Genomic DNA, 13,727 nt, shown 5'->3' with positions numbered 1-13,727 from the left:
TAATATTGTTAAATCTTATTTTTTAACAAGTTGTTTCGTTACAAAACCCGTTGTATAAATACCACTTTTAAACACATCGTCTTCCAATACTTGAAGTAGCATTGGCGTGTTTGTTTTAATACCTTCTACTTTTAATTCTTCTAAAGCATCATGTAATTTTGAAATTGCTTCTTCACGAGTTTCACCATGAGCAATGACTTTCGCAATCATTGGATCGTAGAAAGGTGTAATCGTGACTTGATTCTCCAAAAAGTGATCAATACGTACATTTGATGGAAGCGTTAAATCTGTAATTTTCCCAGGTGATGGGAAGAAAGTTTTCGGATCCTCTGCATAAATACGTGCCTCAATGGCATGACCACTACGTTTTACATCATCTTGTGTAAATGATAGTTTCTCACCGTATGCAATTAAAAGTTGTTGTTCTACAAGATCTAAACCAGTAATTTCTTCTGTAACTGGATGCTCTACTTGTAATCTCGTATTCATCTCTAAGAAATAAAAGTTCTTCTGATCATCTACAAGAAACTCAACTGTACCTGCATTTGTATAGCCTAGAGCTTTAGCAGCTTGTACAGCAACTTCTCCCATCGCCTTTCGCGTACCTTCATCTAAAAATGGTGAAGGTGCTTCTTCAATTACTTTCTGATTTCGGCGCTGCACGGAACATTCACGCTCCCATAAATACACTGTGTTACCATGTGTATCTGCTAAAAGCTGAATTTCAATATGATGTGCATCTGCAATATAGCGCTCTAAATACATTTCTCCGTTACCGAAGAAGTTTTGTGCTCTTGTTTTGTTACTTTCAAATGCTTTGGTGAGCGTTTGCTCAGTTTCCATCAACTGCATTCCAATGCCTCCGCCGCCTGCGGATGCCTTCAGCATTAATGGATAACCAATTTGTTTTGCAATTTCAATTGCTTCTTCGGCAGTTTCAATATTTGTAGTAATACCTGGAACTACTGGGACATCTGCAGCTTGCATTGCAATACGAGATTCGATTTTGCTTCCCATCTTCGTAATAATTTCTTCAGATGGACCGATAAATACAATTCCTTCTTCTCTACAGCGAACCGGAAAGGATGGATTCTCTGATAATAATCCATATCCCGGATGGATTGCTTCAGCATTTGTCTTCTTAGCTATTTCAATAATTTTTTCAAGGTTTAAATAGCTTTCTTGGACACGCGGTCCACCTACTAAGTAAGCTTCATTTGCCATTTTTACATGTAGGGCATTTTCATCAGCCTCAGAATAAATAGCAACAGTGCGAATGCCAAGTTTTTGACAAGTTTTCATAATACGAACTGCGATTTCCCCGCGATTAGCAATTAATATTTTTTGAAACATAGTGATTCCTCCTTTTTATCTACATCCTAAATGTCTTGCAATTACGAGACGTTGAATTTCAGAAGTTCCTTCACCAATTTCTAATAGTTTTGCATCACGAATATGTCGTTCCACTTCATATTCACGCATATAGCCGTATCCACCATGAATTTGTACCGCTTGATTTGCAATACGACTAGCCGCCTCAGATGCAAATAACTTTGCCATAGCCGCTTCTTTACCGAAAGGTTTATCATTATCTTTTAACCAAGCCGCTTTATGTACTAAATTACGTGCAAGTTCTACTTCAGTCGCCATATCAGCTAATTTAAATTGAATCGCTTGGAAATTAGAGATTGACTTTCCAAATTGTTGACGTTCTTTCGCATATTGCAGCGCACGTTCAAATGCAGATTGTGCAATACCTACTGCTAATGCTGCGATTGAAATACGTCCTCCATCAAGTGTATATAAGAATTGTTTAAATCCTTTATTTACATCACCAAGAATATTTTCTTTCGGTACACGTACACCATCAAGTACGATTTCACATGTATTAGAAGCACGAACACCCATCTTATCGTAAGGACTTGAGATCGTTAATCCTTCACTTGTAGTCGGTACGATAAATGCCGAAATACGTTTTCTACCATTATCTTCAACACCATTGATAGCGGTTACAATAATTGTATTTGCATACTCTGCATTTGTAATCCAACACTTTTCACCACTAATAACATATTCATCTCCATCTAACACAGCTTTCGTTTGTGTGCCGCCTGCATCAGATCCAGCGTTCGGCTCAGTTAATCCGAAAGCACCTAATGTTTTACCTGACGCCATTGGAACTAAATATTTCTGTTTTTGTTCTTCTGTACCGAAATAATAAATTGGAGAAGCACCTAATGAAATTGTTGCAGCGTAACTTAATCCTGTCCCACCACAAGCACGACCAATTTCTTCAACTGCTAATGCGTACGATACAGTATCGCCACCTGAACCTCCATACTCTTCAGGGAATGGGATACCTAATAATCCTAGTTCGCCCATTTTTTGAAATGTTTCATATGGAAACTCTGCAGTTTTGTCATAATACACAGCTTTCGGTGCGATTTCCTTTTCAGCAAAGTCACGTACCATTTCTTTAATCATTTGTTTTTCGCGAGTTAGAGTAAATTCCATTCCGCTACACACCCCTTATCGAATATTGAGTTTCGACAGCGTGCGAGTTTCTACTACAAACATTGCTTCTTAAAAGACACGAATATTAGTTAGATAATTTCTATAATTCTGTCATAACTTAATTTTAAAACAGATTCTGTACCAATGCACAAAAAAATTCCTACATTGTTCTACAACAACATAGGAAGTTTTGTGTCGAATTATGTAATTTATTGTTTAATAATCTCTACCTTTTCCCGAATCCGAAATTTCTACTAAAGCTTCAGGGTATGGTTCAAAATATGTTTGTCTTAATAAATACTTATCGTCAAATCGAATGGCCCATGATTTTAAAATTGTAAGTAAGCTACTAAGCGGGACTTTCTTTTCTATATACTTTTGTATCAAATCTAAAAAATGATCTTTTTCTTGTTTTTTCAACTTTGTTTTAAAATATCCAAAAATATGCTCACATACATTTACATTCGATGTATAGCGGGGGGTGCGCATAAATAATTCATATAAAGTCTTCTCATACTTATCAAATACAACTTCAATCGTTTCATTTTTTTGATTTGCAATAATACGCCCTAATTCTTTTTGTTTCACTTGATTATATGCCATAAATAAATACTTATAGTCTGATTGAAATGATACGAGTTCTTTTATGTTTTTAGTATGTTTAATCATTTTGTAATGCGCGATTGTAAACAGTCTTGTAAAGAAATGTTCTCTAATAATAAAATTCGACAATCTACCCTCTTCTTCAATTGGAAGATGCGAAAATTTTTTTATTACTGCTCCGCCAAATAAGCCAGATCCCTTTCCTTTTACTGGCGCTTTTTCAAAACCAGAATAAATTTTCACATCGCGCGTACCACAACTTGGCGAACGATTCTTTAAAATAAAACCATCCACATCGGATATCGTTTGTAAAAAGTCATTTGAAAATTGCTCCATTTTTTCAGTTACATCTTCTCGTGTCGACGGTTGCACAAGTCTATTTACGCCATTTTCTTCTACCATTCGTATCGTTTCGCGAGGTACTCCTAAACCAATTTCTACTTCTGGACAAACCGGGATAAATGTAACAAATGGTTGCAAATTTCGTATTGTTACATCTGGAATCATCTCTGCATTATAACGACAGGCATCAAATTCTAAACATTTACTTACAATAATTTTCGGTTTAGCAAATTGGCGCATCACATTACCTCCGTGGTGTTAATCCGTACAATATAAATTGAATCGTATTTTCAATTTCCACTTCATCATCCCATTTTTCTTCAGGCAATAATAAAAACCTTGTTAATAGTAAACCTAATACAGCTGATAAAGTAAGACGTAATACAGAAGATGGCGGTATTTCAATAATCTCCCCTTCCTCTTGAAACTTTACAATTAACTTTTTAAAATGTGAAAGTAATTCTGTTTCTACTAAATGTTGTATTTCATTTTTTAATTCTGGCTGAAATGGCACTTCTTGAATTAATATTTTTATCATTGGAAAATGCTTTTTTGCAAATTCAAATCTATTATGAATAACAACTCTTAGAAGCCCTTCATATGATTCATACTCGGATTTAAATATTTCCTTTGCGAAGGCTTGTACGAAAAATGGCGCAGCAAACTTTGTTAATGTCGGCATGACGACCGCTAACAATAAATCTTTTTTCGTTTTATAGTAGCGGAAGATTGTTCCTTCCGCTACACCAGCACGCTTTGCAATTTCACTTGTAGAAGTTGATGCATATCCTTTTTCTCCAAACATATCAACAGCTGCCTCTAAAATACGCATTTGACGTTCATTTCGTTTATCCGTATTAGTTGCGGCAATTAATTCATCCAGCCAATCCTTCTTCATCTACAATGCCCCTTTGTATCATCATTATATTTTCCGATGTTTCTTTAATGCAAATACATTCCCTATTGCAAATAATAGAGAAAAAAGTAGTAATACAGTAAGATCTAATGCGATCTCTGTAAATCCTTGATTTCGAATCATCACTTGTCTCATTGCGTCAGCTCCATATGTGAGTGGAAATAATTTCCCTAACATTTGTAGCCACTTATTCATAGATTCGATTGGAAACAACCCAGAAAAGAAAATTTGTGGCACAATGACAAGCGGTATGAACTGGATCATTTGAAATTCATTATTTGCGTATGCTGATAAAAACGTCCCTAAAGTTAATGCCGTTAAAGAAAGCATGCATGTAATAAGTAGCGTTAGCCATATGGAGCCAGCTACATACAAGTCTAAAATATAAACTGAAAAATTCACGATTATAATTGATTGTATAAATGCAAAGATTCCAAAACCAATAATATATCCTACAACTATTTCCCATCTTCTCACTGGAGTGGACAATAACCTCTCTAATGTACCACTTAAACGTTCTCTAACAAAGGAAACTCCAGACAATATAAATACAAAGAAAAATGTAAAGAAACCAATCAATACGGGACCAAGCCCATCAAACATTGTAAAGTCTTTAGAGCCATGTAAGTAATTTACTTCAGGCTTCATAACTGATACATCATTCTTTTCTGAACTCTTTTGTAAAACTTGAAGTACAGCACGATTTTTTGATGAATCACTTCCTTCTAATAAAAGATTCATTTTCCCATTCTCTAAATAAATTACTGCATCTACCTTTTGCAGTTCTAACTCTGAAATTGCTGTCTCTTTGCCGTATTCATAAATTGAGGCTTCTTGAGTTTTCATTGTTTTTACAATAGGAGCAGGCACATCAACTACAGCGATATGCGGTACATAGTCTTTTTGTGTAAACACTAGAGACAATAACCAAAGTAATAATATGGGTGCCCCAAACATCATCGCTAACGAACGTTTATCTCGAAAAAATTGGCGAATAATACGAATGATTACACCAGTAACTCTCATGATAGGGCCACCTCTTCCAACAAAAAGACATCTTCAATCCGTCCTGATGATACCCGTTTTTTCAATTCTTCAGGTATTCCAGTCGCAACTAGCTTTCCTTCTCTAATCAACCCTAGACGCTCACAAAACTCAGCTTCATCCATAATGTGCGTCGTTACAATAATAGTTGTGCCTTTCTTTTTCAAATCATAAAATTTTTCCCAGATTGTTTTTCTAAGAAGTGGATCTATCCCCACTGTTGGCTCATCTAAAATTAATATTTCAGGTTCATGAAGGAGTGCTATCGCTAATGATAAACGCTTCTTCATCCCACCTGAAAAATGCTGCACTTGCTGTCTTATATGTTGTGATAATTGTACAAGGTCAAAAACCTCTTCGATTCTTTCTTTTTTATGTTTTCCCTTTAATCCATACATCGTTGCAATAAAATCTGCATTTTCATATGCTGATAGCTCTTCGTATAATGCATCAGCCTGAGCCATATAACCAATTCTTTTCATTTCATTTAAATTAGGCATGTTCGTGTTGTAAACAAGCACTTCACCTTCTGTTGCCTCATTAATACCTGCAATCAATTTAATAAGAGTCGTTTTCCCTGAACCTGAAGGCCCAACTAAACCAAATATCTCTGCTTTTTCAACTTGCAATGAAAGATTGTGTATTACTTCTTTTTTTCCAAAACTTTTTGATACAGTCCGTAAAATAATGGCAGGTTGCTGCACGTATTCTTCCTCCTTTTCAAAAATGAGTGAGTACTCACTTTCATTTTACTCTTGCGTAATTATATGTCAAAATTCATTGATTAGTATGTATTTTCAATCTTAAACAATGAAACAGAGTCGACATTAGAATATCATTTCTTAAAGTCGACTCTGTTTCATTTAAATTATATATTTCATTTTACGTTTTTAAATTCATATATTTTCTAATTCTAGCAACATCTAAAGAATATTCGATAACTAATTGCTGTAACGGTAATATAACTGTGTCGGGATATAAATGGGCATATTGTAATGTTTCTGCATATTTTTCTAACCTTTTTTCTAAATACTTTATAATTTGATCAGGATGACTTACTAATAAACATTTACAATAATAATGTATTTGTTCCTCAATCGCCGTATACTCTTCAATTTCATATTCTTTATGCATGTGTACACCCCTTTAAGTTTTTTCATGAATTACTTATCACACTTTTCACTCGACTAATTTTTAAGTTTTTTGATTATTTACACTATAACAAACTCTCTGGGTCAAATTTTGTTACTTTATGTAACGTAGAAAATTTTTAACAAAATTGTAATGTTAACTTGTATAAATTACATATGGCTTATTTTTCTATACAAAAAATCGTACAGTTCAATTTAACTGTACGACTACAAGTTCTGGTCTATTGAAAATCCTTTGCGGTATGATACTATTACCTAGTCCTCTATTTACTACCATAGACGTATTTTGTTTTTCATATAAACCGGCTGTATATGTAGGGAGAATCCCTTGATTTGGCGCAACTAAACCTCCGATAAATGGCAATCTAACTTGCCCTCCATGAGCATGCCCTGATAACACTAAATCTATTTGCTCATCAGCATACTCTGTTAAAAATTCAGGCCTATGGGATAGTAATACATTATATGTATCCGGCTGCATTTCAAATTTCGCTTTTATAATTTCATCTTTTACAACATTTCCTTCATCACGGTTTCCAGTAACAAATTCCGGATCATCAATACCAAGTATATGTATGTCTTGTCCCCCTATTTGAATACTTACATGTTCATTTCTTAAAACAGTAACATGATGTTGCTTCAACTCTTTCTCTAAATCATTATATTTTCCTGACCATTTTTCATGGTTTCCTGTCACAAAATATATAGGATACTCCTTTACAAGCCCTCGTATTAATTCCAGACTAACTTCTGCATCGTATGATTTACTGTCAATTAGATCACCCGTAATAGCAATAATATCTGGATTTATGCTTTTTACTTTTTGAATTAAAGTTTCTTGATTGTCGCCAAATTTTTTATTATGTAAATCTGAAATTTGTAGAATTTTAAAACCTTTAAAAGAAGAGGGGATTTTATTAGATGTTATATTAACTTCAGTTATACTTATTAAATTGTTTTGTGAATATAAAAAGATACTAAAACTTACTAAAATACTAATAAGTAATATGATTCTTTTAGTCTTTTTGTTCATATTTCCTCCTAAAATCTTGATCAGTACTACAGTTCACAATAAATATTACGTGCCCTTCGCATTCAGAATAACTGAAATTTTTTAATTGATTTGTAGTATTTGTTATAGTTTTATACGCCACTAATAAAATTTTTCAATCTCATTCGTATTAGCTCATTCGCTATAAAGTGGAGCTTTGATATCCTAGTTGTCGTGCATGAGTGTATGATGTCATGCTCATTTTTCAGTGAATTTATAGCGAATCACTGGAAGCTCTTCATCATATTATTATTTATCTTACTTAGTTTGATAACGATATAACGATAATTCCTATAGTTTTTTATAAAAAAATTGTGTACTTTTCTCAAATTATATACGACATTTGCTTGTAAATATATTATTACCACTCCGATTTTAATTTGTTTAAAACGTGCATAGAGAGAATTGAAACACTAAATTACCTTATGAAAAGTTATTATTGTGTCATTTGTTAGAAAATTGAAAAAACATGTGTAGATAGATATCATTGTAAATGAATATATAATTAATTTTGATTTTCTGACATAATTCTTAACCTAGTTTTTGCGTGCATTATGAAATAAAATATTGCCCCATGTCAGTCTTTAAAAAATTATATATCATTACTTTAAGGGAGGAAGAAAACTATGAAGATGAAAAGAAAAATCATGATGACGACAGCACTTGCAGCTACATTAGCTACAGGTGCACTACCGACTACATCGGTGTTTGCTGCAGAAAAAGAGGCTCCTATCCAACAAAAAGAGGTACAAATGAGTATTCAACCATTCGCACAAAATAATTTGGAAACAGCGGTTAAGGCTGCCTTAAATGGTCCAGAAGTTAAAAAAATTAAAGTATTTGAGCATGAATTTAATGTAAAACCAATTGAAGTAGTAAATTTAGGTGGCGGTAAAACATATGTTAAGGGACAAATTTCTCATCATTTAAGTTTTCGTCCAGATGATCAATTTTATTATGAGTTTACAGTGCAAGATGGAAAGGTAATAGATAAGCCTGTATTTAATATTGATAGAGGTGGTTGGACACCATTTGCTGCTCCACTTTTATCAATTCTTGCTGCTTATAATGGGATCCCAGTTAATCCAAATGATTTAAATGCACTTGGTCAGCAGATTGGGAAAGTTATAGATGGCAGCTGGGAACATGCAGCCCAATCTATCGCAACTGTAGTTAGTTTAAGTTTTAATGAATAGAATTTTTAAATTTTTATTAGCATTGTAGAGATCCACTTTTCCTAAGTAGCCTTGTTATAAGAAATTCTGAAACAGCTATTAATAGATTTTTACCACTCAGTCACATTATCTTGATTTGTTAACCAGCTTATCATTCATTATATGTCATAAAATAGAAGTCTTTTTTAAGGCTTCTGTTTTGTTTGTATACAATACGATAAAAGGTTGTTTTTTCGAGTCCATACTTCGATTCTTTAAGAATCCGTTTGGCTATTAGGTACAATTCATTACAACAAATTATTAAAGTCTCAAATAACTTACACCTCCTATTTTTTAATTTTTTTCAAATACAACAATTCATTATTTAAAGAATGACAACAATAAATATAGTAAAAAACCATCTTATTTTAACTATTGTTTAAAGGTCAGGAGAGATAAAATGAACAAAATGAACAACTTCTTTAAAATTAGCATCCTTACTTGTTTTACACTAGTAAGTTTAAGTACACCATCTACTATTTTTGCTGATAGTCATCCCGGTTATTCCTATGAATCCAATATAGGCTATCAAAATCCAGCTTGGATGTCGAAAGTAGCAAATTCAATAAAATTAAGTGAATTATCTATTCCAGGGACTCACGGTACAATGGCTTTACATGGCGCAAGTTTTCTTGATGAAAATTTGACAAGAAATCAAACTATGAGTCTACCCCAACAATTAAACTCTGGAATTCGATATGTAGATATGCGTGTTAAACGTGTAAAAGATTCTTTTGCAATGTACCATGGTATTGCAAATCAAAAAGCAGTGTTTGAAGATGTATTAAAAGAGGCAATTCAATTTTTAAAAGATTATCCGACAGAAACAATTTTAATGCGCTTAAAAGAAGAAACTACTCCTGAAAGTGGATCACTATCATTTGAGGAGATATTTTTAAAATATAAAAACGTTAATGCTTCATATTTTTGGGACCCTAATTCCGTACCAACTACAGATAGAAACAACCCTACTTTAGGAGATATCCGGGGTAAAATTGTAATCTTACAAAACTTTACATCCTCTCAATATTACGGTGTTGATTACGAAAGTTTGAATATACAAGATAAATTTGAAATTGGAAGCGGTCCAGACGAAATATATGGAAAATGGAATGCGGTAAAAACCCATCTACAAAATGCAAATACTAACTTTAATAATGGAAAAATATATCTCAACCATTTTAGCGGTACAGGTGGTGCAGCTGCATTTTTAAATAATGTATATCCATGGTTTGTTGCAAGTGGAAAAGAGAACAGAAATACTGATAGTAATCCTAAGTTGATTCAAACGAATTTCACTAATGCGTGGAGTGATTTCCCCCGCGATAAAAATGGACAAGTATATTATGGTGGTATGAATACACTTGGGACCGAACTCTTGCAACAAGGTGGAATTAAACATTCTGGTATCATCGCAGCTGATTTTCCTGGGCCAGGTTTAATTGATAGTATCATTAAATTAAATGGTATACATTCGAATGAAAAAGAAGTATTAATTTCGCAGATTTCATCCGAATCTAGTCCTTTATCCGGACAAAAAAACCGATCCAGTCAAAACTTTAAAATTGATAGTTTACCTGTAGGTACTAAGGAATTAAAATGGGTTATTGAACCTTCAGAAAAAGATTATCCTTCTTCTATTTCTTTCAATGTAATGATCGACGTTTCCCTAGGTACAGATTCTACTCTTTGGAAAAATATTTCACATGGATCTAGGACTGAAGCCTACACAAATACTAAATATTATATTGCAAGTCCAATTGGTGCCACTAACAAATTCACAGTGAAAATATACGCTATTACAAATTAAAAAAATAAAGAATCCCAATGGAATTCCTTTTTGATGGAATACCATTGGGGTTCTTTTTTGATTTCATTACGTAAACATTAAGATGGTGATTAAATTTACTCACATATCATTTAAACCATTAGATAATCTGTATTTGGAACGACCTTGAATTTTCAAAAAGAAATCCCAAAATGTTAACTACCTTTTCCAGCTTATCATTTATTCAAAACTGGCTTCCAAAGTGATAGGGCAAAAATCCAATTTGAGTCGCCGTTCCCTTGATAATCTTGAACCGCTTCATACACTTTTCCCTCATGTACTACTCTATCACCTTTAGTATATGCCTTTCTTGCATCCCATTTTTCATATGTGGAATCCCCTGACTTTGTTGTTACATTCAAAACATCACTTCTACTAGATTCATTTCCAGCTAAATCAACCGCCGTCACTACATACTTATACGATGTATTAGCCTTCAAATCTTTATCCATAAATGATGTATTATCAGCTGCCCCAATTTTATTCATAACCCCAGCGCTTTCTCTATATACAATATAATGGTCAACACCTACATTATCTTCAGACGGACTCCACATCAAATTAACAGTTGTCGCTGTTGTACTCATACTATGTAATCCTTTTGGTTGAGTCGGAGCCTCTTTATCTGGAATTTCATTTGTTGTCTTAGCCTTTAGTTTTTCACTTTCTTTTGATATGTTTCCAGCAGCGTCTAATGCCTTTATTGTATAGGTATATTCCGTATTTGCTTTTAGTTTTTTATCAGTAAAAGTTGTACCTGGTACCGTCCCAATTACTTCTCCATTACGTAACACTTGATATTCTTTTACGCCTATATTATCAGTAGAGGCCTTCCATGTTAGTTCAACACTATTGGCAGATACTTTAGACGCATTTAATCCCGTTGGTTGACTTGGAGCTACTGTGTCGGGAGTTTCATTATTTACTAAATTTACATCAATTACGTTATAAAACGCATTTGACGTATCTGCTACATCCCATACAGCTAAAATAACATGATAACCATTTCGATCAGTTGGTACATTAATTGTATGTGTTAAATTATTTGATGCGGCCGAACCGTCATGGTTCACAGTTCCAATTGGTTCTAATTCAGCACGTGTTAATGGTTTATTAGGATCCCATCCCTTTTTTGTAATGTAATAATGCCATTTACTTGTAGAATGTGCCGCTGTGTATTTCCATGTAAATGTATTTGCTCCCCCCTTTATTGTGTTTTTGAACCAGTGATTTGATGTTTGTTGGTCAAGAGTCCCTCCAAACAGTCCTCCTGCCGAAGCAATTTTCCCATCAATCGGTCCACCATCTGGGAATCCTTTAGGTGCTTCTAGACTTTGAGGTTCGTACATTACATTTCCACAATTTAAATTTAATGCTCCATAATTCTGACTACATAAAGCAGCACGACTACTCGGCTTTTCAACAAACCCATGTGCATATGCACTTTGAGGAATCATTGTAATTGCCGTCACTCCTGCAGCTAAAACACAAGCACCAATTCCTTTTTTACTTTTTCTTAATCTTTCTAACTTAGATGTTAATTTCAAATTCATACTTGTCCCCCCAATATATTGTTTACGCTAATATAATAGCAATATAGGGATAAACGAACAAATCACCTACTAATATATTAATAGTTCAATAACATAAACATATTTAGTTTATTTATTAACCTGATATGGGGCTAAATTAAGCAAATTAATTCTATTTTGTAACATTATGTAGTAAAGAGTTTATAAAAAACCAATAAAGATTCACAAAAAATCCAAATATCGATTACGGTTTAATATTCTTACTTTTTGGTATATTGAAGTTTATATTTTCAAAATAATATAATTCCAGAAACGCCTTACACATATATTGTACAATTCCAATATACGATTCATATTAACTTAATATACGGTTTAAATAAATCTCACTTCACTATGGTGAAACTGTTGAAACTTTACTTCATAATAACTCTGTAGGAAACTTATAAACAACTAAAAAAGGACACACCTATAGCATATGTATGCGTAGGTGTGTCCTTTTCTCAGATAAATTTTAGAGTATTAACTTCTTTTTATTCTATCGTATAAGATAACTATTTAAATTTAAAAATATTTAGTATAGAATAGGAACATTCGCTATATTTATGTATGAAAGGATTTTTGGAAATGGACTTGTTGCAAATCAAGAAAATGGAAAATTTAATTTGGACTATTGAACATAGTAGTGACCTCTCAAAAAGGTTTTACATAATAAAATTTTTTGATAGAGAAAATACAATTAAGCCAATTGAAACGTTAGAATTTGGAAATAGAAATATCGATAAATTTGAATGGGTGTTTATTAATATATTTCCAAGGATAGTAACAACTTATGTCCCTTCCACTGGAAGGAAGCCTGATGAATCATTAATAGATACAACTAGAGAAAACAGTAAAGAATCACTTATTTTACAAGGAATACGAACCTACACCCAGTTTTGGTCATGTTAACCCCCACCCTTCTATAGCAGCAAATATAATTTTGCATAAAATGTGGTTTTTAAGTTAAGGTGAATTCTATATATAAATTCTTCTAAGAGTTTCATTCACATTGTATTGTTTGTTATTTGAAGAACAATGAGTTTTTTATAATATACGATATATCAATTTTTAAAATGTATGCTTATACTTATTTTTTTAGACATTTTATTCTCTTAAGAGCATCCACGCAAATACATGCTCTTAAGAAAATAAAAGTAGTACGCATGAGATTGAATGAATATTAAATAAAACACTTTGGATCTGGAACTTACCTTACACTTTGTTTTATATACATAAAAGAAGAGTAGAATATCCTTTTTTATTTTTAGATTTTCCTACTAACACTTCAAACAATCTAACAGGACGTTAAGTAGTGAATAGTTCAATTTAAGGGGATTGTTTTAGTCTCTACTAATTTAGTAGAGACTTCAGTTCCACATTTAACCTTTCTAAATTCTAGATGATTAAATCCTTGATTAGCGCCTCATCGGTTGAATCAAAAAGGTATGCACTTTAATACACCTAGTCCAACAAACGTAAATATTACTCCTACC

General features: G+C 33.0%; 12 protein-coding genes. 3 read left to right on the top strand and 9 right to left on the bottom strand.

The features are described 5' to 3' along the window. Window positions 1-15 precede the first annotated feature (15 nt). The 8 genes from NHG49_RS13040 to NHG49_RS13005 form a co-directional block, all read right to left on the bottom strand. Window positions 16-1,353, bottom strand: a complete 1,338-nt coding sequence (locus NHG49_RS13040; protein ID WP_000486754.1) for an acetyl-CoA carboxylase biotin carboxylase subunit — start codon at window positions 1,351-1,353, stop codon at window positions 16-18. A gap of 15 nt (window positions 1,354-1,368) precedes the next feature. Beyond that, entirely contained in the window at window positions 1,369-2,514 is a 1,146-nt protein-coding gene (locus tag NHG49_RS13035) for an acyl-CoA dehydrogenase (RefSeq protein ID WP_000397276.1), read from the bottom strand. A 216-nt stretch (window positions 2,515-2,730) separates the two neighbouring features. Continuing rightward, complete coding sequence (locus tag NHG49_RS13030) at window positions 2,731-3,699, bottom strand: YbgA family protein (protein ID WP_064475285.1); 969 nt, start codon at window positions 3,697-3,699, stop codon at window positions 2,731-2,733. Window positions 3,700-3,703: 4 nt separating this feature from the next. Continuing rightward, window positions 3,704-4,357, bottom strand: a complete 654-nt coding sequence (locus NHG49_RS13025) for a TetR/AcrR family transcriptional regulator (protein ID WP_064475284.1) — start codon at window positions 4,355-4,357, stop codon at window positions 3,704-3,706. Window positions 4,358-4,381: 24 nt separating this feature from the next. Beyond that, complete coding sequence (locus NHG49_RS13020; protein WP_064475283.1) at window positions 4,382-5,401, bottom strand: ABC transporter permease; 1,020 nt, start codon at window positions 5,399-5,401, stop codon at window positions 4,382-4,384. After that, window positions 5,398-6,123: an ABC transporter ATP-binding protein gene (locus NHG49_RS13015; RefSeq protein WP_064475282.1), complete on the bottom strand. Its 726-nt coding sequence runs from the start codon at window positions 6,121-6,123 to the stop codon at window positions 5,398-5,400. Before NHG49_RS13015 ends, NHG49_RS13020 begins: the two co-directional genes overlap by 4 nt. 178 nt (window positions 6,124-6,301) lie before the next feature. Continuing rightward, entirely contained in the window at window positions 6,302-6,553 is a 252-nt protein-coding gene (locus tag NHG49_RS13010; protein ID WP_000548621.1) for a hypothetical protein, read from the bottom strand. A gap of 207 nt (window positions 6,554-6,760) precedes the next feature. Further along, a complete protein-coding gene (locus NHG49_RS13005; protein WP_064475281.1) occupies window positions 6,761-7,603 on the bottom strand; it encodes a metallophosphoesterase in 843 nt (280 codons plus the stop codon). A 644-nt stretch (window positions 7,604-8,247) separates the two neighbouring features. Between NHG49_RS13005 and NHG49_RS13000 the strand changes: the two genes are divergently transcribed. Together NHG49_RS13000 and NHG49_RS12995 are read left to right on the top strand one after the other, a co-directional pair. After that, window positions 8,248-8,817 carry a hypothetical protein gene (locus NHG49_RS13000; protein WP_064475280.1) on the top strand — a complete coding sequence of 190 codons (570 nt, stop codon included), beginning with the start codon at window positions 8,248-8,250 and terminating at the stop codon, window positions 8,815-8,817. A gap of 418 nt (window positions 8,818-9,235) precedes the next feature. Then, window positions 9,236-10,645 (top strand): phosphatidylinositol-specific phospholipase C, encoded by a 1,410-nt coding sequence (locus NHG49_RS12995; protein ID WP_154131482.1) that lies wholly within the window; start codon window positions 9,236-9,238, stop codon window positions 10,643-10,645. Window positions 10,646-10,839: 194 nt separating this feature from the next. Here NHG49_RS12995 and NHG49_RS12990 read toward each other — a convergent pair whose 3' ends face one another. Beyond that, window positions 10,840-12,216, bottom strand: coding sequence for a lytic polysaccharide monooxygenase (locus NHG49_RS12990; protein WP_064475278.1), 1,377 nt, complete (start codon window positions 12,214-12,216; stop codon window positions 10,840-10,842). 603 nt (window positions 12,217-12,819) lie between these two features. On the opposite strand from NHG49_RS12990, the gene NHG49_RS12985 reads away from it, so the two are divergent. After that, entirely contained in the window at window positions 12,820-13,143 is a 324-nt protein-coding gene (locus NHG49_RS12985; protein WP_064475277.1) for a hypothetical protein, read from the top strand. The last annotated feature ends 584 nt before the right edge of the window (window positions 13,144-13,727 follow it).

It is taken from the genome of Bacillus sp. IBL03825 (assembly GCF_024712505.1).
Classification (GTDB): domain Bacteria; phylum Bacillota; class Bacilli; order Bacillales; family Bacillaceae_G; genus Bacillus_A; species Bacillus_A wiedmannii.
This window is presented reverse-complemented; position numbering and strand designations above follow the sequence as displayed.